Source organism: Yoonia sp. R2331 (assembly GCF_041103235.1).
GTDB lineage: Bacteria > Pseudomonadota > Alphaproteobacteria > Rhodobacterales > Rhodobacteraceae > CANMYO01.
The window spans coordinates 2,054,268-2,072,857 of sequence record NZ_JBGCUN010000001.1 but is presented as its reverse complement, the minus strand read 5'-3'; the positions used below and the strand labels follow the sequence as shown (position 1 = coordinate 2,072,857).

The following is an 18,590-nucleotide window of genomic DNA, read 5'->3' as shown; positions in this document are numbered from 1 at the left end:
TACGCAACAAACAACGCGCAAAATGTGCATCCTTTCTGCGCCATAATCATCATAACGCAACACACAGGAGCTTTCCATGGGTCCCTTTCCGCACGACGCCCCCAAGGCCACGATCACCGCCGACAATCCCGCCGGTACCGACGGGTTCGAGTTTGTGGAATTTGCCTCGCCTGATCCCCAGGCCCTGCGCGACCTTTTCGCCAAGATGGGCTATACCCACACGGCCACGCATAAATCCAAAGCGATCGAGCTTTGGCAGCAGGGCGACATCACCTATGTGATCAACGATGAACCCGGCAGCCACGCCCGTACCTTTGTGGATGAACATGGGCCCTGCGCCCCGTCGATGGCCTGGCGGGTGGTTGATGCCCAGCATGCCCATGACCATGCGGTCTCAAAAGGTGCCACCTCTTATGATGGACCGGGCAAGACAATGGATGTGCCTGCTATCGTCGGGATCGGCGGCAGCCTGATTTACTTCATCGACCAATATTATGACACCAACCCCTATAACGCCGAATTTGACTGGGTGCATGACGCGCATCCGGCGGGGGTGGGGTTCTACTACCTCGATCACCTCACCCATAACGTCCACAAAGGCAATATGGACGTCTGGTTCAAGTTCTACGGCGACCTCTTCGGCTTCAAGGAAATCCGCTTCTTTGACATCGAAGGCAAGTTCACCGGCCTTTTGTCGCGCGCGCTGACCTCACCCTGTGGCCGCATCCGCATCCCGATCAACGAAGACCGGGGCGAGACGGGGCAGATCGTCGAATATCTCAAGCGTTACAACGGCGAAGGCATCCAGCACATCGCCGTGGGCGCGCGTGATCTCTATGACGCCACTGACACGATTGCAGGCAGCGGGATCAAGTTCATGCCCAAACCACCGCAAAGCTATTATGACCTCAGCTTTGACCGGGTGCAGGGCCATGATGAACCCATCGACCGCATGGCAAAACACGGCATCCTGATCGACGGCGAAGGCGTGGTGGACGGCGGAGAGACCCGCATCCTGCTGCAAATCTTCTCCAAGACCTGCATCGGTCCGATCTTCTTTGAGTTTATCCAGCGCAAAGGCGACGACGGCTTTGGCGAAGGCAACTTCAAAGCGCTCTTTGAAAGCATCGAAGCCGACCAGATCGCCCGCGGCGTCCTGTGAACATTGGGTAGGCCGGGGTTTACCCCGGCGCAACGTCACCCCTGTGGCAACTGCAGCGCGTAGGTCCGGCCACGTTTGACGTAGTTCAGCGCACTGTCGCCAATCGCCGTCACGCGCCCACCGTCAAGTGAACTCCCGACTTCGACCTTCACAAACCGGCCATTGCCCATGCGCACCAGCGCGCGGCGGTCGCCGGGGCGACCATAGACACCAATCAGGTTGATGTCGCGCAGGCGGATCGCATTGTCGGCGGTGGCCGCCCGCGCCACGGTTGTGGCGGTGGGGCCAGACGGGGTGGCGGGGGCTGTGCGCACCTGCTGGGTCGGGGCCGCTGCCACCGTGGCCGCTGCCGCCGATTGCTGGCGCGCGCTGCGCTGTTCGGCTGCTGCCACGACGCGGGCAAAGTTGCGTGGCCGCGTGTCAGGCCGGGCCGAGACGCGCACCGCGCGCGGCGTGACCGTGACAAAGGCGCTGGGTGGGGCGGCCTCTGCGATAGCGGCGACAACATCGGAAATGTCCGGCGTCTCGGGTTCGGGTTCGGGTTCAGCCGCCGGGGCCAGACCTGCGGGCCGCAGGCTGGGGCGGAACCCCGCCAATGCAGGGTCGGCAAAGACCGGCGCGGGGATCACTGCGGCAACCGCATCTTCGGGGCGCAGGCTGGGGCGCAAACCGGCAAGGCTCACGCCACCGGCGGTGCTGACCACTTCGGTAATTGTGGCTTCAATGGCCGCTTCATCCGCAGGCGCCAGATCAGCGAATGATTCAGGCCGCAGCGGTGGTCGCAAATCCGGCGCGCCCGTGATCACGATCAGGCCTTCCTCGACCGGGGACGCCTCGGACACTGGTGCTGTGGCGTCGTCCGCAGGGGCGGCCGTCGCAGGGGCCAGACCTTCAGGGCGCAACGGCGGCACAATATCCGGGCGGCCAGCGATCAACACCAGACCCTCCTCGGGGGTATCTTCGGGTCCGGTCTCTGTGGTTGGTTCAGGTGCGACTTCTGCCACCTCAGTCTCGGCCTCGGCTTCGGCCTCCGTCACCTCTGCCGGTGCGTCCGCAACCTCAGTTTCCAAGGTGTCAGGCACCCCGGGCACCTCAGGCGCTTCGGCCTCCTGCGGGATCAGCCCCTCTGGCCGCAACGGCGGAACCACAGGCGGGCGACCGGCCACAAGGATCAATCCCTCGCCATTGGCGGCCACGGGGCTGGGGTCGGGGGCGGCGATAATTTCGGTGCCGGGGCGCAGAGGCGGCTGCAACGCCGGTGCGCCTGCAATGACCAGCGCACCATCCGGCGTCATCACCCCATCTGCCGTGGCAAGGATGAACCCGCGCAGATCGCGCTGATACACCGTGCCCGGTGGCGGCGGGTTGCGCGGGGCATCCAGCGGCAGATCGCGGAACAGCGCATCCGTGGCGGGCAAGGTCAGCTGCTCAGGCCGTTCCGCGGCGGTCACAATCGCGCTCTCGCGCAGCCCGTCCAACGTGGCAATTTGCGGCTCGAGCGGGAACCGCGGCGCGCGTTGGTAGACCCCCGTTGCCGCATAAATGCGGTCCGCTTCGGCGGGGCTCAGAACACGCCCCGCAGGCGCGCGCACTACGGGCAGGGGCGGGGCCTCTGCCGCCTCAACCGGCGTGTCATCCACCGGCGCAAGCGCGGACGGCGCCGGTGTCGCCTCTGGCACATCTTGCGCAATGACAGGCAGCGTCTCTGGTGCGGGCACCACCTCTGCCGGGGCCTCGGTGATCGCGGTTTCGGGGTCATCACCGCCCCAGAGCCAGGCCAACCCCTCTTCGGACCATGTGTTGGCCCATAAGGCGATCAGGAACAAAAAGACCAATAGCCCCGCGGTCAGCTTCAGCGCCAGAAAACGTGGCTTGCCACGGTCCTCTGCGGCCTTGTCCAACGCGGTTGTCCGGGTCTTGGCCGGGGTGGGTTTCGGCGGTGCGGTCACGACTTTGTCGGCGGGGGCCTCGGGCACCGCGCGCACTGTCGCAAAAGAAGTATCCGTCTTCGCCGCATCTTCGGGCTTACCGGTCAGCGCCGGTGCGTCAACCGGCTCGGGCGTGTCCACGACCACCGGTTTGGGCGGCTTGCCCGGCAGATCCAACACCGGCGAGGCGACCGCCGGGCCTGCTGTTTCCGCAACCGGCACCACCGGTGGCGGCGCTTCCTTGCGGCGGGTAAACAGCGGCTCGATCTCCGGTGTTGCTGCCACGTCTTCTTCGGACGCGGGCGCAGTCACAGGCGGGACCGTCTCCGCCTTGGGCCGGTCCTGCGGTGGCAGGCTCTTGCCGCCCCGACTGCGCGAGGCAAAGACCACCTCTGGCGCGGGTTCAGGCTCTGGGGCGACATCGGGTGCGACATCCACCTGCGCGGCTTCCGCCGGTCCCGGCGCGGCCACCGCCACAACTGGCGCTGCTTCTTCAACAGGTTCAGGGTCTGGCAAGGTCGCCGCACCAATCACCTTGACCGGCTCTGTGTCGCGCTCCGGCATCTCTGCAGGGTCCAGCCCTTTGACAGGGCCAAAGAACACCTCGCTCTGAAACGTAAACGGCTCTGCAATCGCAACAAAAGCCACCGGGTTAAACCCGTGCTCACGTGCAAACGCTTGCGCCTCGTCCAACGTCTCGCGCGCGACAGCGGCGATATGCGTGCGCCCGCCAGTGCGGTCAAAATCAATGACCAGATCGTCAATCGCATAGGGCGTTGCCCCGTCCAGCGCGCCATGCACATCCTCAAGCGAGGTCTGCGCCGTCTCAATGGTTGCAAACTTGATCTGCTCGGGCGGGATCAGCAGCTTGGTGCGCAACCCGCCGGGTTCCAGCATCAGCGCCGACTTGCGCAGCACCGCCAATGCACCCTTCAGGTCCGCATCATCCAGCGCGACCTCTCCGACCAGATGCCAACCGCCCTGCACGCGGTGCAACAGGCGGATGCCATCAAAGGACAGAGAAAGCGCAAAGTTCGGCGTCATACGGGTGGCCTTAGCATCCCTTGGCGTTGTGCAAAACAGGCTTTGCACCTCTTGTGAATCCTAAAGCAATTTCTCGCCAAATCCAAGGTCTTGCACGGGGCCCCGCCAAGGAAAGGCTTGCAGCGCGCGTCTCATCAGCAGACCATATCCCCAAACCGATGACGGAGGCTTCGATGCGCATCTTTCTCACCCTGACCTTTCTGGCCCTTGCCACACCCGCCCTGGCGCAGGACCCGCAGATTTCTGTCACCGGCCGGGGCGAGGTGGCCGTGGCCCCCGACATCGCCCGGATCACGCTGGGCGTCGCGCAAGAGGCGCAAGCCGCAACAGAGGCGATGGACCTGATGGGCGCAGATCTGGCCCGTGTGCTTGATGGGCTGACCGCCGCAGGCATCGCACCTGCGGATATGCAAACCTCTGGCCTCAATCTCGAGGTGATCCGCGACTACAACAACACCCGCAACACGCCGCGCATCACCGGCTATATCGCGCGCAGCGACATCGCCGTCACGATCCGCGATCTCGATGCGCTGGGGGCGGTGCTGGACAATCTGATCGAAGGCGGTGCCAACCAGATGAACGGTTTGCAATTTGATGTGGCCGACCGCGCCCCGCATCTGGCCGCTGCCCGCGCGGCCGCCGTCACGGATGCCCGCACCAAGGCCGAAACCTTCGCCGCTGCGGCTGATCTGACCCTGGGTGCGGTCCAAAACATTCGCGAAGGCGCCACCTCCGGGCCACCAATGCCGATGATGGAAATGCGCATGGCCGCCGACAGCGGTCCGGTGCCCGTGGCCGAGGGCCAGATCACCATCAGCGCCGATGTCGCTATCACCTACGCCCTTATGCCCTGACTCTGTCCCACGCTTCTTCTGGCCAAAAATATCCTCGCCCGGCAGGGCGAAACCGCATCTTCCGCGCAGGTGTCTACATCATGGGGTAGGGCGGGGTTCACCCCGCCGCTCCACCTCAACTGCAACGTACACCGCTGCAGCCTTTCGGTAGGGCGGGGTTCACCCCGCCACACCGATTCGCGTGCGCCCGTAGGCCCGGCTTCAGACCAGCGGCCTTATGCTGTGGCCTTGCTCAACGCCTGATCCAGATCGGCAATCAGATCATCGGCATCTTCAATCCCGATACTGACCCGCACCACCTCTGGTGCGGCACCCGCCGCGCGCTGCTGGTCTTCGGTCAACTGCCGGTGGGTGGTGCTGGCCGAATGAATGATCAGCGACCGCGTATCGCCCAGATTGGCGACATGGCTGAAGATCTCCAGACTGTCGATCAGCTTGATACAAGCGTCATATCCGCCCTTCACCCCAAAGGTGAACAGCGCACCCGCGCCCTTGGGGCAAACCTTCTTGACCCGTTTGAAATAGGGGCTGGATTTCAACCCCGCATAGGTCACGAACGCCACCCGGTCGTCGGCTTCCAGCCAGGCGGCGACCTTCTCGGCATTCTCCACATGGCGTTCCATCCGCAGCGACAGCGTCTCGATCCCCATCAGCGTGTAATGCGCCGCCTGCGGGTTCATCGTCATACCCAGATCGCGCAGACCAATGGCGATCCCGTGAAAGGTGAAGGCCAGCGGGCCGAATGTCTCTGCGAACTTCAAGCCGTGATAGGCCGGCTCCGGCTGCGACATGCTTGGGAACTTGTCATTGGCCGCCCAGTCAAACTTGCCTGAATCCACCACGCAGCCACCGGTGACAGTGCCGTTACCAGTCAGGTACTTGGTGGTCGAATGCACCACCAGCGTGGCACCCAACTCAATCGGGCGGCACAGGTAGGGCGTGGCCGAGGTGTTGTCGATAATCAGCGGAATGCCCGCCGCATCAGCGATATCGGCAATCGCGCGCACATCCATGATATAGCCGCCGGGGTTGGCAATCGCCTCTCCGAACACCGCGCGGGTGTCATCATCAATTGCCGCCTTCACCGCCTCGATGTCGTCAAAGTCGACGAATTTCGCAGACCAGCCAAAGCGTTTGATCGTCTGGGAAAACTGCGTGACCGTGCCGCCATAAAGCCGGGTCGAGGCGACGACATTCTTGCCCGGTCCCATCAGCGGGAACAGCGCCATGATCTGGGCGGCATGGCCCGACGAACAGCACACCGCGCCAACGCCACCTTCCAATGTCGCAATCCGCTCTTGCAGTGCGGCGATGGTGGGGTTGGTCAACCGGCTGTAGATGTATCCAACCTCTTGCAGATTGAACAAGGCTGCCGCGTGATCGGCATCCCGAAACACATAGGCGGTGCTTTGATAGATCGGCACCTGCCGTGCGCCCGTCGCCGGGTCAGGCCGCGCACCTGCATGAATTTGCAGCGTGTCAAAGCCGTAGGATGGTCCGTCAGTCATTGTTCACTCCCTTTGAAAACTGTCGCGACAAGGTGTAGGCGGAAACCAAAGGGCACTCAACGCCTCGCACTGTCAAAAGGACATGATATGCCGCATCCCTTCCATCTGGCCTTCCACGTTCGCGATCTGGACGAAGCGCGCGAATTCTATTCCGCAGCGCTTGGCGCAACAGAAGGCCGCTCAACGGACAGCTGGGTGGATTTCGATTTCTTCGGTCATCAGCTGTCCCTGCACCGCGGCGAGCCATTTGCAAATGCACCCACCGGCAAGGTCGGCGATCACATGGTGCCAATGCCGCATTTCGGGATCGTGCTGCCGCTGGACGATTGGACCACGCTGGCCGGACGGCTTGAAGCGCGGCAAACCGATTTCATCATCGCCCCCTCGGTCCGGTTCAAGGGTGAACCGGGTGAGCAATGGACCATGTTCTTCCGCGACCCCTCCGGCAACCCGATTGAGGTCAAAGGTTTTGCAGAAACCGCCGGCATCTTTGCCGCTTAGCACCGCGCTCCGGGGGTCTTCTTCTGGCCAAAAATATCCGCGCCCGGCAGGGCGCAACTGCATCTTTCGCGCCATCATCCGCCTCAAAGGGGTAGGGCGGGGTTCACCCCGCCGCTTCGTCTGAACAAAGCGTTAAAATCGCCCATTTCGCGTTAACGCAATCCTACCGTGGTTGGGTCGCCTCTGCATCACTTCCGATTGGCGAATGCAGTGGCATCAAGGCGTTGTCACCGCGCCCTTGATCTTAACCACCGCACGGTGAGGTGTGGCGACGGACTTGCGTCAGCATGGGATGTGTATGGCATGTGCATGGTTTGTGCATGGCACCTCAGCGCATCCAGAACCCGGCCGATTTGATCTTGTTGCGTAGCTTCTTTTCGGGGCGAGGCAGGTCGTTTTGGTCGAACATCGCGCGTACCTTCTGGCCACGTCCCTGAAAGATCATCCGCTTGAACGGCTCGTAATTCTTCAACCATTTCTTGATCTTATTGGGTGCAGCGACGGTTTCCATCACCTGCACCGCATGATCACTTTCGCGCGCATAAAAAAGCGGCAGCATCCTGTAGTGACAAGTTAACGCCCCATCCAGCCCGTTCAGGTTTTCCCCCGGACGACCACCGCCAAAAGAATGGATCACAAGCGGCAGAACCACCTGATCCAACCAAGGATCCAGCGGTTGAATAACCAGCTCTTCGGGCCGGTCATCGCGCACCGCCAGCGCGTATTCCAGGAACCGCGCGCCAAAGGCCTCCGGGTCGTGCCCGATGAACCAACCGGCGTTAAAGTACAGATATCGTTGCCAATATTCATCCGGCTGTGACACATCCAGGGTGCTTTCAAACTCCAGCCCGAACTTGTCGTAAAGCGATTTCCAGATCGCCGTATAGCCCGGCCAGTACAGCTCTTCGACCGGCCATGTCCCCTCGCGCTTCATCGACGCACTGGGATAATCAAAGTTAATATCCAGCCCCATCAGCTCGCCTGTCACCAGCGTATCGGTGTCAAAAAAGATGAACGGCTCACCAGCAGGCAAGGTGGCAAGCCCTTCGATCTTGTTGCCATAAGGGTAGGCCTCGCCAAAGTGCTGGTTTTCAAAGGGGATCACTTCTGCCCCAAGCTCGGTCAACACGGCCTTGATTTCGCTCGACATTGTCGGGTCTTTGGTCCAGCGGGCATTGGCCTGCGGCTCGGCCACAATGACGCGCCCGTCAAACAGTGGCGACATCGCCCGCAGGCTGGCCACAAACAGCACTGCCTCATACTGAAGCCGGCCCGCCTGACCGACGATCATGATGTTAAACCTTTGGCGTGGCTTGTTTTTCGTCGCCATCACACACTGCCTGCCTTGCTTTTTCAGGCACTATAGAGTGCAATCCCCAGAGGCACTAGTTTTGAAAATGAGGCCACAGATGTTTGAGATATTTCTGCCCTACCTGATTGGAACCGCACTGGGCATTTCGCCGCAAAGTGCCCCGAAAAACAACGAGATGGCAAGCGTCGGTGAGGCTTCAGGCGATATTGCGTTGGACCGCACGCCCGAAGATCAGACGCCGACCGGGCAATTCACCACCGCCACGGAAATCAAACCAATTCTTAACGCCACCATGGGAAGTTGGGTCGCAGTGCGGAATTGGGAAGGTCAGGATCTGGTCTATTTCACCCAATTGCTCGCCTGGCGCTGCGGCATCTGGGACATCAGCTATGGCATTAACGGTGCCGACCCGGATCAGGTCTTGCCGATGGAACCCTGCCACGAAGGCACCAACAGCCCGAATGCGCTAACGGATATCGAAAATTTCCTGCCCTATGTCGTCTTGCCAGAAAACACTGTCGAAAATCTTACGGTTCAGTTAACGCTCGACGATGGGTCAGTGTTGATCAACAGCTACGATCGTCCGGCGATCCAGATGCCTTAGTGCGCTCATGCGCGCATAATGCATTGTTTTCGTTGCGGGAAATCGCCGCTCCGTCTGGTGGGCCTTCAAGGGTGAAAATGGTGGGCGACCCTGGAATCAAATTCAGTACCTTAGTTGTGAGGGAAAAACGTTTTTAAATTCATTGATTTATATATCAGTCTTCACTGAGTGGGTGGGAATTTGTATCGAATTCTTACCCTAATGTATCGAAATTATACGATTGTTAATGGTCACCACGACAGTGCTGATGGTCGGCCAACGATGCCAAGACATAGCACTCTTCTGAACTTCCCTCGCCATCGCATCCATCCGTAATGCGAACCAGTTCGGTTTCCAGTGCTTTGAGCCTTTGCAGCTTCTCACGCACGTCGGTCAGTTGATGCTGGGCGATCTCGGTGGCCTCTTGGCAGGAGCGGTCAGGATGCTGCTGTAAATCGATCAAGGCGGTGATGGCTTCGATAGAGAATCCAAGGTCACGGGCATGTCTGATGAATCCCAGCCGTTCCAGACCCTCTTTGTCATATCGACGTTGATTTCCATCGGTGCGACCTGCGGACACCAGCAATCCAACCTGTTCATAGTACCGAATGGTAGGGACTTTCACACCCGTCTGCTTTGACAATTGCCCGATAGAAAACATGCGATTTACCTCTTGAAGCTCTAGTCACTAGAGGTTGTAGATAGGGTGGGACACAAAGAAAAGGCGATTCGTATGTCCTCTGATCCAACGACCCAACAGACCCCACTCCTCAATTTCTCAGCAGGCCCGATCCAGTCACTGATTGCGGATCGTGGGTGGTGCAAATTTGAACCCGCTGAACGGGCAGAGGCCGCATATGAGTTTGTCAGGAATGAAATCGCATTTGGCTACAACAGCGACGACACCTTGCCAGCCTCAGACGTGCTGAGGGATGGCTTCGGTCAGTGCAATACAAAGACCACCCTACTGATGGCATTGCTGCGGGCCATGGATTTGCCGTGCCGCTTCCATGGCTTCACGATCCACAAGTCGCTGCAACGCGGCATCGTTCCCGAAATCGTCTACCCCCTCGCACCGACCAACATCCTGCACTCATGGGTGGAAGTCTTTTTGGACGGGAGGTGGGTCACCCTTGAGGGCTTCATCCTCGATGATGCAGTGCTGGCTGCCCTGCAAAGGGCTTTCCCCGATCAGGATAGAATCTGCGGCTATGGTGCTGGCACGGACAACCTCCATGCCCCTGATGTCGGCTGGTCTGGGCGTGACACATATATCCAGAGAACGGGGATCAACGCCGAGTTGGGGACGTTCGCATCACCAGATGCTTTTTACGCGGAACATCGGCAACTGCGGGGCGTCAAAGGAATGCTGTACAAGCTCGTGATCCGCCACTGGATGAATGCACGAGTGGAACGCCTGCGTCGTGGCCTAGTGCCGAACATCCCTAAAGGTCCTGCAACTGCATTGCCCCCTCAACAGGCTAATGTGAAGGAGGCTGTGTGATGTCGGGTTGCTGTGGACATGAGGTCAAGTTCGAAGGCGTCTCTACTGATTACAAACGCCGCCTATGGATCGTCATCGCCTTGAACGCCGCGATGTTTGTGGTCGAGATGTCGGCGGGTCACTATGCCCAGTCTCAGGCCCTTCAGGCCGATGCATTGGACTTCTTGGGCGATGCCCTGACCTACGGCATTTCATTGGCAGTCATTGGTGCGTCAATACAGGTGCGCACGAATGCTGCATTGGCAAAAGGGTTGAGCCTCCTCTTGATGGGCCTCTGGGTCTTCGGATCAACCCTTTATCGCGTATTCTACGTTGGAGTGCCTGAAGCGGGCATCATGGGGGTCGTAGGTGTTATGGCACTGGCAACAAACCTGGCCAGCGTTCTCCTGCTGGTTCGATACAAGGACGGAGATGCCAACGTCAGATCAGTCTGGCTGTGTTCACGCAACGACGCCATCGGCAATGTAGCAGTTGTCTTGGCCGCCTTCGGCGTCTGGGGGACAGCGACAGGTTGGCCCGACCTGATCGTTGCAGGGGTCATGGCTACGTTGTTCCTGTCGTCGGCGTTCCAGATCGTGCGTCAGGCGTTGCAGGAACGTCGAGATGCGATGCAGCACATCCATGGGGCAACATGATGGTCGTTCTGTTTACTACCATGGGGATCGTTATTGCGTTCGGGACCTTGGCAGCGATTGTCTGGTCCATCGCTTATCCCGAACACCGACTGTGGCCTCCGAAGCAATATACAACACTGACACCGATTTTGGTTTGGGTGCCAACGTTCACCCTGTTCGGCACCATGATTGGCGTTGGTGTGATGGAGTGGGGTTCTTGGACCATTCCCGCTGCGATCAGATACGGTTTAGGAGGGGCGTTGATCGCCCTTGGCAATCTGGGTGTGTGGTCGGAAGTGCTGAAGTTTGGCGTCGATCAAACTGGTGGTGCTTCTGGGGTGCTACGAACAGGAGGGCTGTATCGGTATTCCCGTAACCCGCAATATGTATCCGATATCATGATCGTTTGGGGGTGGGTAATCATGTCAGCATCGCCCTCGGCATTCGTGATCGGGTTGGTGTCAGTATCGGTTCTCATCGTAGCCCCATTTGCGGAAGAGCCTTGGTTGAGACGGACCTACGGTGAGCAATATGCCGATTACGCTGCCAAGGTCAGGAGGTTCATTTGATGCGTAAGGGACTCGTTGACCATTGTGCGCTCATCCAAGACCCAAAGGCTTTGCCTTAGATCAACGGTTAACCGAGATAATCGATGATCGGACAATCGGGGCGATGATCACCACGGCAAGATGTCACCAGGTAAGCTAACTCATCATGAAGCGATTGAAGTTCACGTTGCTTCTCTTCGATCTCTTCCAAACGCTTGGATGCGATGCATTTCACTTCTGCGCTGGTGCGGTCCTGATCCTGGTATAGTCCGAGTAGTTCACGGCACTCTTCGATGGTGAAGCCAAACTCGCGTGATCTTCGGATGAACAAGAGCTTTCGCACAGAAGCATCGTCATAGGTGCGATACCCTGCTTCAGAACGCGACGGAGCCTCAACGAGGCCAATGTCAGCGTAGTAACGCACTGTTTTGACGGGGAGACCCGCAGCCTTTGATGCAGCCGAAATATTCACCGAACTCACCTCTTGACCTTCCAGTTACTGGAGAGATTAGGTTGATGATGAATGAATTTCAAGGGTGCCGTTCGAAAGGATGGCCGCACCTGTGAAAGGAAAGTATGACCATGCCCAAAGATACCGCCACCAAAACTGCGACCCTCTATCGGATGGTGATGACCGATCACATGTGTCCGTACGGATTGAAGTCGAAAGACTTGCTGGAACGTCAGGGCTTTCAAGTTGATGATCGCCACCTCACCAGCCGTGACGAGGTTGATGCGTTCAAAGCCAAGCATGATGTAAAGACGACGCCACAGACATTCATAGGCGAAACCCGCATTGGTGGCTTCGATGATCTGAATGCATACTTTGGGAAAACCACCAAGGCTGAAGATGCCACGACCTATAAGCCCGTGGTTGCCTTGTTCACGGTTGCTGCTTTGATGGCTGTTGCAGTCACCTGGCTCATCCTTGGCACCATGTTCACAGGGCGGACGGTTGAGTTGTTTATTTCGATTTCAATGGTCTTGTTGGGTCTACAGAAACTGCAAGGTGTTGAACGGTTCGCCACCATGTTCCTGAATTATGACCTGTTGGCTCAGCGGTGGGTTCGATATGGATATATCTATCCTTTCGTTGAGACGGGAGCGGGGCTGCTCATGATGGCGGGCGTTCTCACCTGGTTGTCTGCACCAGCCGCTTTGTTTGTGGCAAGCATCGGCGCGATCAGTGTGTTCAAGGCGGTCTACATCGACAAACGCGAACTCAAGTGCGCCTGTGTCGGCGGTGACAGCAAAGTTCCACTTGGGTTCGTGTCGCTTACCGAGAACCTGATGATGATCGGTATGGCAATCTGGATGCTCTCAAAGCTGTGATAAAAAAGCGTTTGACCCTCCACCAACTGGAAGGCTTAGCGATGGCAGAAAGATGTGAGGAGCAGTGCCTTCAATGAAATCGACTATCGCTATTGCTGCTATTTTGGTTGCAGGTGGTGTGGGCTACGCGATGTGGCCCACCACAGTACCGCACACCACAACGACAAACGCTGCCATCGCCATGGAAGACGGAGTTCTTGCAAATGTCCTGCTGCCTGACACGCTGTCGCAGAATGCCCAGATCGGGCAACTCGCCTATCAGGCCAAATGCGCGGCTTGCCACGGGGGGAACGCTGCGGGCCAAGATGGCGTCGCACCGCCGCTCGTCCACGTTATCTATGAACCAAGCCATCACGGCGATGAGGCGTTCCAACGGGCCGCTGCTGTGGGCGTTCGTGGACACCATTGGCCGTTTGGCGACATGCCCCCTGTTGCGGGGGTAACACGGGGCGATGTCACGATGATCATCGCCTACATTCGGGAACTGCAACGTGCCAACGGGATCAATTGATCTCCAAAGACAAAACAAGAGACTGGAAACAACAATGAAAGCTATTCTACTTGCAGGCATGATCGGGATTTGGGCAACGGGCGCGATGGCACACTCGCCCCTCGACGCAACGACACCAGCTAACGAGGCCATCGTCACAGAGATGCCGACCGAAGTCTTGATGAACTTCAAAGGTGACATCCGCCTGACGCGGATCGCGATCACACATGCCGACACACACAGTATGGACATGGACCTTGGCGAACAAACGGCGTTCACACAGGAGTTTGCCTTGCCAATGCACGACATGGGAGCAGGAATCTATGTGATCGAATGGCGTGGGCTGGGTGTAGATGGCCATGCCCTGAACGGCACCTTTAGCTTCACTGTCGAATAACGATGCCTGATGCGTTCGGTCTGGCGGCCATCGTCACAAAATTTGCCCTCTACCTTGGCGTGATGACTGCGACAGGCACTGTCATGGCGACGCTGATGTTTCGGCTAGATCGCACACGTGGTTTGGCCGCAGCATTCGCTGTTCTAGGGTTGGCGGCGACCATCCTTGCCTTCTCATTAAGCGGAGCCAACCTGACGGGTGATCTCAGCGATATGACTGACCCAGAGATGCTGGGCCTGCTATGGACGACCCCTGTCGGTACGGCACTGCTATTGCGTTTGGTGGGTCTCGGCCTGTTGATCGCTGGCTTGTTCATGGGGCGTGTTGGAGCTTGGGTCTCGGCTCTCGGTGGAGTCGTGGCGATCTGGTCATTCGATCACGTAGGACACGTCTCTAGCCGAGACACGACGCTGCTCGACATCGCTTTGACGTTGCATTTGCTGACCGTCGCCCTGTGGATCGGTGTTCTCACTCCATTGAAACGCCTGGCATCGTTACCCGACACCTTTAACATGGCTGCGAACGTGGGGCATCGATTTGGTGTTGTTGCGACCGCCACAGTCCCCGTGCTGATCATCGTTGGTGGTTACATGGGCTACCAGCTTGTTGGGTCGTTCACCGCACTTATCGGGACTGGATACGGGCAAGCATTGATCATCAAGGTTCTTCTCATAGTTGCTCTGCTGGGGTTGGCTGCGGCCAATAAATTTCGGTTCATTCCCGCGCTCCGAGCAGGTGATTCAGCCGCTGCAAGCCATCTCTCCAAATCTATATCGGTTGAATGGCTGATCATCCTTGCTGTGCTTGGCACGACCGCTGTTTTGACAACACACCTGACTCTGCCAGCATGAGGCACCACATGAATAGACGATACTTCTTGGCCTCCGTTTCAGCCACCGCGATCTTACCTATGCCCATATTCGCAGCCGAAGATACGTTACGATTGAAGGCAGAAGCGGTGACGCAACAAATCCTACCAGATGGAAGTGGTGTGACATCCATGCTGGGCTTCAACGGATCAATGCCAGGTCCCGAACTGCGGGTGCGTCGTGGTGAGCGTGTGAACATCGATGTTGAGAACGGTCTTGAAGAAGGCACCGCAGTGCATTGGCACGGCATCAGGCTGGAAAACCAGATGGATGGTGTGCCGATGCTGACGCAAGAGTTGATCGAACCCTCCGACACCAAAACCTATAGCTTTATACCGCCAGACGAAGGCACCTATTGGTATCATTCCCATTACATTTCTCATGAACAGGTCGCACGTGGCATGATGGGACCGTTGATTGTTGAGGACGAAACGCCCCCAGATATCGATCACGACATCACCGTGTTGATGGCAGATTGGCAGATGCAGGAAGATGGTAGCCTGTCCAAAGAGTTTACCGATATGCACAGTGTCGCCCATGGCGGTTACATGGGGAATTTCGCCCGTGCGTTCCTGTCCCAAGATCAGGTGAAGACTGGAGATCGTGTTAGGTTTCGGTTGATTAATGCAGCGACGAATCGCATTTTTCCTGTAGCGGTAAGCGGCGTCAGCGGGTTGGTTGTGGCCTTGGATGGCATGGCTCTATCGGAGCCACGTCCTATGGCCAAGCTTACCCTCGCACCTGCACAACGGGCAGACTTGATCGTTGATGTCACTGGCCCCGTTGGGTTTGATATGCTGACCCGTCAGGGACCATATCAGTTGGCTGATCTGGCTGTGAGTGGCACAAATACGGATAGGGTGGATGGGCCGATCATGGCTCTGTCACCGCCCAATCTGCCAACACCTACTGATCCCACGCAACATCTGACGTTGACGATGATGGGTGGTGCAATGGGCGGTCGCCACGATGGCGACAATATCTGGGCCTTCAACAACGTTTCGGACCTACAAGGCGACCCGTTCGGATCATTCCAAAATGGCGAGACTGTGCGGATCACATTTGTAAACGACACCTCGTTCCCGCACGGCATCCACCTGCATGGTCACCACTTCTACGAGGTTGATGAGAGTGGGGCCTTGGGCGATCTGCGAGACACAACTCTGGTAAACGCTGGTGAAAGCCGCGATGTCATCTGTGTCTTCGATAACCCTGGTCGCTGGTTGATCCATTGCCACATGCTCAGCCACGCCGTTGGCGGGATGCGAACATGGGTGAATGTGGCATGAGGTGGGTGATCCCAATCTTGCTGTCTTTGGCATCCCCAGTTGCCGCTGATCACAACTGGGATCACCGCGACATCGTTGCGGGTCAAAGCCTTTATTCAGACAACTGCGCATCCTGCCACGGTGCCAACCTTGAGGGACAGCCGAACTGGCAATCCCCGAACGCCGATGGTGTGCTTCCAGCCCCGCCGCATGACGGGACAGGTCACACGTGGCACCATGATGATGAACTGCTGTTCGAGTATACCAAACTCGGTGGCGCTGCTGCATTGGAGATCAGGGGTGTAACTGGGTTCAACAGCGGGATGCCAGGTTTCGGCGAAACACTCACAGATGATGAGATATGGGATATCCTCGCCTACATCAGATCAACTTGGTCTGAGCGGGAACGCGAAGTCCAAGCCAGCAGGAACCCTCCCCACTAACAATTCAGTGGAGTCGCTTCATCCACAACAGGACTTGCCCTCTTGTATCGGCGGGCAAGGAACCGTCGCATACGAACAGTAAACGCAGCAGTCACCGCTCAGTGGCTTGAGTACAGTTTGGCATGACTTGCATTCATAAAACCACTGACACGCATCTGTTGGCATCATTTCAGTTTCGACATGCCCACAGTCGGGACAGGTCAGTGTGGACTCAAGAACAACTACTGTTTCCGTCGTTGCCATATCGCGTACCCCGTAAGAATAAGAAACCCTGCCAGAATTGGCAGCAAAACTGCGTCGTTATACAGCACACCCAATAACCTAGTAAGACCGAGTGCGGTCAAAACGATTGGTAGCAACGGCGTAAAGCAACACAGCGCAGCAAGCAGCGTTCCCCCAATGCCAAATGCCAATAGTTTATTTTTCATATTGCTATCCCTCGTCGTACCGACTGTGCGGTTATAGCCAAGGTTTGATTTGCATTGGCACCCGCCATCCAGTCATAGCTCCTGTAGCGACTACAGGAGCAAGAGAAATGTTTACCATCGGGAAAGCTTCGCAGAAGAGCGGCGTCCACATTGAGACGATCCGTTATTACGAACGTGAGGGGCTTGTTCCGAAACCTGATCGCTCGGCGGCAGGGCGACGCCTGTATACCGCTGATGAAATTGCAAAGTTGCGTTTCGTAAAGCGTTGCCGTGATCTTGGGTTTCCGATGTCGATCATCCAAACATTGCTTTCATTGAACGACCAGCAAGGTCGTTCTTGTAAGGAAGTGAAGAGCATGGCCGAGGACCAACTAGTCGCGATCAATGCCAAGATTGATAGTCTTGAACGACTTCGTGCGGCCTTACAGCGCCTGTCTGCGAGTTGTGATGAGGGGACATCTTCATGCCCGATGCTGGATAGCTTGATGAGCGAGGCTCCAACGGTGCCACTTTAGCTGACTATCAGCCAACTGATCTGAATGATTACGTTAGGCTGTACTGTCCACGTCCTGTTTGAACCACACGACCGTCATCACACAATGCCCGCAGTGCGCGATAGCAGGCTTCTTGACTGAGATTGATGCGGGTGGCCAACTCGGTCACCGTAGCATCGAAGTACCCTGCCTGAACCGCAGCCAAGATGCGGTCTTTGGCCGACGGGATTGCCAGCAACTCGATATGTGCGCGGTACTGTTGGACCTGAATTGCAAGCAACCTTGTGAAGCCTTCGAAGAACTCTGGATTGGATTGCAATGTGGCTTTGACATCTGCCTTTGCGATCTTCGTGACGCTCCCAGCTTCAGTGCAAATCGCATCGCAATGGTAGGTCTCTGAGAAGACTGATGCCTCAGCAAACAGCCCGCCCGAAACCGCCCTATGAAGGGTCAAAGTGTCGCCACCCAGCCCAGTACGTTTCAGCGTCACGCACCCAGAGACGACACGGTAAAGTCCTGATGTTGTCTGGTTTTGGCGAAACAGCACGTCACCTTTTTGCATGTCAATTGCGCGACACGCAGTCCTGGGTAGATGGGAGAAAGGATCAGAAATCATATGATTGAGATCATAAGCGGCCAGAGTGAAGTTGGATAGGGTTATCAAGAAATAGGAGGATTCAATGAAGCTAGGACTTTTATCAGCAGCCATGATGTTCGTCGCATCCAACGCCATGGCACAACATGCGCATACGTCGGGGTCACCAAACGAAGCGGGTCAGTCCCAGTTCGCAGCGATTTCTGAGATCGTGAAATTGCTGCGTGACGACACAGACACGGACTGGACGCAGGTAGATATCAAAGCACTGCGTGATCACCTCGTGGATATGGACAACGTGACGACGAGGGCATCGGTTGAGCGAAAGGTCGATGAGTTGAGTGTGACGTTCACAGTCACGGGAGATGATGTGGTAGCATCGTCCATCAGACGCATGGTGTTGGCACATAGCCCGATGTTGCAGGGATCATCGGATTGGACCGTCACCGCTGGGGAAATAGATGATGGCGCATCGATGCTGGTCCAGGTCGGGTCAGATGAAGAGCTAAACCAAGTGCTGGGATTGGGATTCTTTGGATTGATGACAATCGGTGCGCATCACCAACAGCACCATCTCATGATCGCGACTGGGCGGTCGCCACACTAACCGCTTCGTTTCTCACAAACGGTCGGTTCCAAGATTCTCGATAGCACCAGAACAGCATGAAATCCTGGCCCATATATCACTGGTTACAGGATCATCGTTACCCCCTATC

Annotated in this window: 23 protein-coding genes; 15 read left to right on the top strand and 8 right to left on the bottom strand. The window is 57.5% G+C overall.

The annotated features are described in order from the left end of the window. Positions 1-76 precede the first annotated feature (76 nt). Positions 77-1,162, top strand: a complete 1,086-nt coding sequence (gene hppD, locus AB3Y40_RS10660; protein WP_369438765.1) for a 4-hydroxyphenylpyruvate dioxygenase — start codon at positions 77-79, stop codon at positions 1,160-1,162. 35 nt (positions 1,163-1,197) lie between these two features. Here the strand turns inward: hppD and AB3Y40_RS10655 are convergent, their stop codons facing one another. Next, positions 1,198-4,134, bottom strand: a complete 2,937-nt coding sequence (locus AB3Y40_RS10655; RefSeq protein ID WP_369438764.1) for a hypothetical protein — start codon at positions 4,132-4,134, stop codon at positions 1,198-1,200. Between the two features lie 173 nt (positions 4,135-4,307). Here AB3Y40_RS10655 and AB3Y40_RS10650 point away from each other — a divergent pair, with 173 nt between their 5' ends. Beyond that, positions 4,308-4,988: an SIMPL domain-containing protein gene (locus AB3Y40_RS10650; protein WP_369438763.1), complete on the top strand. Its 681-nt coding sequence runs from the start codon at positions 4,308-4,310 to the stop codon at positions 4,986-4,988. 215 nt (positions 4,989-5,203) lie between these two features. Here AB3Y40_RS10650 and AB3Y40_RS10645 read toward each other — a convergent pair whose 3' ends face one another. Continuing rightward, the gene (locus AB3Y40_RS10645) at positions 5,204-6,496 is read right to left on the bottom strand and encodes an O-acetylhomoserine aminocarboxypropyltransferase/cysteine synthase family protein (protein WP_369438762.1); all 1,293 of its coding nucleotides are present in this window, start codon (positions 6,494-6,496) and stop codon (positions 5,204-5,206) included. Positions 6,497-6,583: 87 nt separating this feature from the next. Between AB3Y40_RS10645 and AB3Y40_RS10640 the strand changes: the two genes are divergently transcribed. Beyond that, positions 6,584-6,997: a VOC family protein gene (locus tag AB3Y40_RS10640; RefSeq protein ID WP_369438761.1), complete on the top strand. Its 414-nt coding sequence runs from the start codon at positions 6,584-6,586 to the stop codon at positions 6,995-6,997. Positions 6,998-7,325: 328 nt separating this feature from the next. On the opposite strand, the gene AB3Y40_RS10635 is transcribed toward AB3Y40_RS10640, so the two are convergent. Then, positions 7,326-8,327: a hypothetical protein gene (locus tag AB3Y40_RS10635; protein WP_369438760.1), complete on the bottom strand. Its 1,002-nt coding sequence runs from the start codon at positions 8,325-8,327 to the stop codon at positions 7,326-7,328. A gap of 79 nt (positions 8,328-8,406) precedes the next feature. Here AB3Y40_RS10635 and AB3Y40_RS10630 point away from each other — a divergent pair, with 79 nt between their 5' ends. Further along, positions 8,407-8,913, top strand: coding sequence for a hypothetical protein (locus tag AB3Y40_RS10630; RefSeq protein WP_369438759.1), 507 nt, complete (start codon positions 8,407-8,409; stop codon positions 8,911-8,913). 223 nt (positions 8,914-9,136) lie between these two features. Here the strand turns inward: AB3Y40_RS10630 and AB3Y40_RS10625 are convergent, their stop codons facing one another. Continuing rightward, a complete protein-coding gene (locus AB3Y40_RS10625; RefSeq protein ID WP_369438758.1) occupies positions 9,137-9,553 on the bottom strand; it encodes a MerR family transcriptional regulator in 417 nt (138 codons plus the stop codon). 72 nt (positions 9,554-9,625) lie between these two features. Here AB3Y40_RS10625 and AB3Y40_RS10620 point away from each other — a divergent pair, with 72 nt between their 5' ends. Genes AB3Y40_RS10620 through AB3Y40_RS10610 form a run of 3 tightly spaced genes read left to right on the top strand, consistent with a single transcriptional unit; the run spans position 9,626 to position 11,579 of the window. Next, the gene (locus AB3Y40_RS10620) at positions 9,626-10,396 is read left to right on the top strand and encodes a transglutaminase-like domain-containing protein (protein WP_369438757.1); all 771 of its coding nucleotides are present in this window, start codon (positions 9,626-9,628) and stop codon (positions 10,394-10,396) included. Beyond that, positions 10,396-11,031, top strand: a complete 636-nt coding sequence (locus tag AB3Y40_RS10615; protein ID WP_369438756.1) for a cation transporter — start codon at positions 10,396-10,398, stop codon at positions 11,029-11,031. Before AB3Y40_RS10620 ends, AB3Y40_RS10615 begins: the two co-directional genes overlap by 1 nt. After that, positions 11,028-11,579, top strand: coding sequence for a methyltransferase family protein (locus AB3Y40_RS10610; protein ID WP_369438755.1), 552 nt, complete (start codon positions 11,028-11,030; stop codon positions 11,577-11,579). The genes AB3Y40_RS10615 and AB3Y40_RS10610 overlap by 4 nt, the downstream gene beginning before the upstream one ends. Before the next feature lie 67 nt (positions 11,580-11,646). On the opposite strand, the gene cueR is transcribed toward AB3Y40_RS10610, so the two are convergent. Continuing rightward, the gene (gene cueR / locus AB3Y40_RS10605) at positions 11,647-12,030 is read right to left on the bottom strand and encodes a Cu(I)-responsive transcriptional regulator (protein ID WP_369438754.1); all 384 of its coding nucleotides are present in this window, start codon (positions 12,028-12,030) and stop codon (positions 11,647-11,649) included. A gap of 110 nt (positions 12,031-12,140) precedes the next feature. Between cueR and AB3Y40_RS10600 the strand changes: the two genes are divergently transcribed. The 6 genes from AB3Y40_RS10600 (at position 12,141) to AB3Y40_RS10575 (ending at position 16,357) form a co-directional block, all read left to right on the top strand. Then, a complete protein-coding gene (locus AB3Y40_RS10600; protein ID WP_369438753.1) occupies positions 12,141-12,890 on the top strand; it encodes a MauE/DoxX family redox-associated membrane protein in 750 nt (249 codons plus the stop codon). A 73-nt stretch (positions 12,891-12,963) separates the two neighbouring features. Beyond that, the gene (locus AB3Y40_RS10595) at positions 12,964-13,401 is read left to right on the top strand and encodes a c-type cytochrome (protein ID WP_369438752.1); all 438 of its coding nucleotides are present in this window, start codon (positions 12,964-12,966) and stop codon (positions 13,399-13,401) included. Positions 13,402-13,435: 34 nt separating this feature from the next. Continuing rightward, entirely contained in the window at positions 13,436-13,777 is a 342-nt protein-coding gene (locus AB3Y40_RS10590) for a copper resistance CopC family protein (RefSeq protein WP_369438751.1), read from the top strand. A gap of 2 nt (positions 13,778-13,779) precedes the next feature. Next, positions 13,780-14,628, top strand: a complete 849-nt coding sequence (locus AB3Y40_RS10585; protein WP_369438750.1) for a copper resistance D family protein — start codon at positions 13,780-13,782, stop codon at positions 14,626-14,628. A gap of 59 nt (positions 14,629-14,687) precedes the next feature. Beyond that, positions 14,688-15,935, top strand: a complete 1,248-nt coding sequence (locus tag AB3Y40_RS10580; RefSeq protein ID WP_369438749.1) for a multicopper oxidase family protein — start codon at positions 14,688-14,690, stop codon at positions 15,933-15,935. After that, entirely contained in the window at positions 15,932-16,357 is a 426-nt protein-coding gene (locus AB3Y40_RS10575; RefSeq protein WP_369438748.1) for a c-type cytochrome, read from the top strand. Before AB3Y40_RS10580 ends, AB3Y40_RS10575 begins: the two co-directional genes overlap by 4 nt. Before the next feature lie 18 nt (positions 16,358-16,375). On the opposite strand, the gene AB3Y40_RS10570 is transcribed toward AB3Y40_RS10575, so the two are convergent. Together AB3Y40_RS10570 and merF are read right to left on the bottom strand one after the other, a co-directional pair. Next, positions 16,376-16,600 carry a GDCCVxC domain-containing (seleno)protein gene (locus AB3Y40_RS10570; RefSeq protein ID WP_081498354.1) on the bottom strand — a complete coding sequence of 75 codons (225 nt, stop codon included), beginning with the start codon at positions 16,598-16,600 and terminating at the stop codon, positions 16,376-16,378. Beyond that, positions 16,579-16,785 (bottom strand): mercury resistance system transport protein MerF, encoded by a 207-nt coding sequence (gene merF / locus AB3Y40_RS10565; RefSeq protein ID WP_081498355.1) that lies wholly within the window; start codon positions 16,783-16,785, stop codon positions 16,579-16,581. Before merF ends, AB3Y40_RS10570 begins: the two co-directional genes overlap by 22 nt. A 107-nt stretch (positions 16,786-16,892) precedes the next feature. On the opposite strand from merF, the gene AB3Y40_RS10560 reads away from it, so the two are divergent. Next, on the top strand, positions 16,893-17,300 hold the full coding sequence (locus AB3Y40_RS10560; protein WP_369438747.1) for a MerR family transcriptional regulator: 408 nt from the start codon (positions 16,893-16,895) through the stop codon (positions 17,298-17,300). Between the two features lie 28 nt (positions 17,301-17,328). Here the strand turns inward: AB3Y40_RS10560 and AB3Y40_RS10555 are convergent, their stop codons facing one another. After that, positions 17,329-17,988, bottom strand: coding sequence for a Crp/Fnr family transcriptional regulator (locus tag AB3Y40_RS10555; RefSeq protein ID WP_369438746.1), 660 nt, complete (start codon positions 17,986-17,988; stop codon positions 17,329-17,331). On the opposite strand from AB3Y40_RS10555, the gene AB3Y40_RS10550 reads away from it, so the two are divergent. Then, positions 17,960-18,481, top strand: a complete 522-nt coding sequence (locus AB3Y40_RS10550) for a hypothetical protein (RefSeq protein WP_369438745.1) — start codon at positions 17,960-17,962, stop codon at positions 18,479-18,481. The genes AB3Y40_RS10555 and AB3Y40_RS10550 overlap by 29 nt on opposite strands. Positions 18,482-18,590 lie beyond the last annotated feature (109 nt).

Coding starts and splice junctions, on each gene's coding strand:
- merF (WP_081498355.1), bottom strand. CDS start 16,785: ATGAAAAATAAACTATTGGCATTTGGCATTGGGGGAACGCTGCTTGCT.
- AB3Y40_RS10650 (WP_369438763.1), top strand. CDS start 4,308: ATGCGCATCTTTCTCACCCTGACCTTTCTGGCCCTTGCCACACCCGCC.
- AB3Y40_RS10620 (WP_369438757.1), top strand. CDS start 9,626: ATGTCCTCTGATCCAACGACCCAACAGACCCCACTCCTCAATTTCTCA.
- AB3Y40_RS10655 (WP_369438764.1), bottom strand. CDS start 4,134: ATGACGCCGAACTTTGCGCTTTCTCTGTCCTTTGATGGCATCCGCCTG.
- AB3Y40_RS10635 (WP_369438760.1), bottom strand. CDS start 8,327: ATGGCGACGAAAAACAAGCCACGCCAAAGGTTTAACATCATGATCGTC.
- AB3Y40_RS10600 (WP_369438753.1), top strand. CDS start 12,141: ATGCCCAAAGATACCGCCACCAAAACTGCGACCCTCTATCGGATGGTG.
- AB3Y40_RS10570 (WP_081498354.1), bottom strand. CDS start 16,600: ATGGCAACGACGGAAACAGTAGTTGTTCTTGAGTCCACACTGACCTGT.
- AB3Y40_RS10585 (WP_369438750.1), top strand. CDS start 13,780: ATGCCTGATGCGTTCGGTCTGGCGGCCATCGTCACAAAATTTGCCCTC.
- hppD (WP_369438765.1), top strand. CDS start 77: ATGGGTCCCTTTCCGCACGACGCCCCCAAGGCCACGATCACCGCCGAC.
- AB3Y40_RS10550 (WP_369438745.1), top strand. CDS start 17,960: ATGAAGCTAGGACTTTTATCAGCAGCCATGATGTTCGTCGCATCCAAC.
- AB3Y40_RS10555 (WP_369438746.1), bottom strand. CDS start 17,988: ATGGCTGCTGATAAAAGTCCTAGCTTCATTGAATCCTCCTATTTCTTG.
- AB3Y40_RS10615 (WP_369438756.1), top strand. CDS start 10,396: ATGTCGGGTTGCTGTGGACATGAGGTCAAGTTCGAAGGCGTCTCTACT.
- AB3Y40_RS10640 (WP_369438761.1), top strand. CDS start 6,584: ATGCCGCATCCCTTCCATCTGGCCTTCCACGTTCGCGATCTGGACGAA.
- AB3Y40_RS10595 (WP_369438752.1), top strand. CDS start 12,964: ATGAAATCGACTATCGCTATTGCTGCTATTTTGGTTGCAGGTGGTGTG.
- AB3Y40_RS10560 (WP_369438747.1), top strand. CDS start 16,893: ATGTTTACCATCGGGAAAGCTTCGCAGAAGAGCGGCGTCCACATTGAG.
- AB3Y40_RS10630 (WP_369438759.1), top strand. CDS start 8,407: ATGTTTGAGATATTTCTGCCCTACCTGATTGGAACCGCACTGGGCATT.
- AB3Y40_RS10575 (WP_369438748.1), top strand. CDS start 15,932: ATGAGGTGGGTGATCCCAATCTTGCTGTCTTTGGCATCCCCAGTTGCC.
- AB3Y40_RS10625 (WP_369438758.1), bottom strand. CDS start 9,553: ATGTTTTCTATCGGGCAATTGTCAAAGCAGACGGGTGTGAAAGTCCCT.
- AB3Y40_RS10590 (WP_369438751.1), top strand. CDS start 13,436: ATGAAAGCTATTCTACTTGCAGGCATGATCGGGATTTGGGCAACGGGC.
- AB3Y40_RS10610 (WP_369438755.1), top strand. CDS start 11,028: ATGATGGTCGTTCTGTTTACTACCATGGGGATCGTTATTGCGTTCGGG.
- AB3Y40_RS10580 (WP_369438749.1), top strand. CDS start 14,688: ATGCCCATATTCGCAGCCGAAGATACGTTACGATTGAAGGCAGAAGCG.
- AB3Y40_RS10645 (WP_369438762.1), bottom strand. CDS start 6,496: ATGACTGACGGACCATCCTACGGCTTTGACACGCTGCAAATTCATGCA.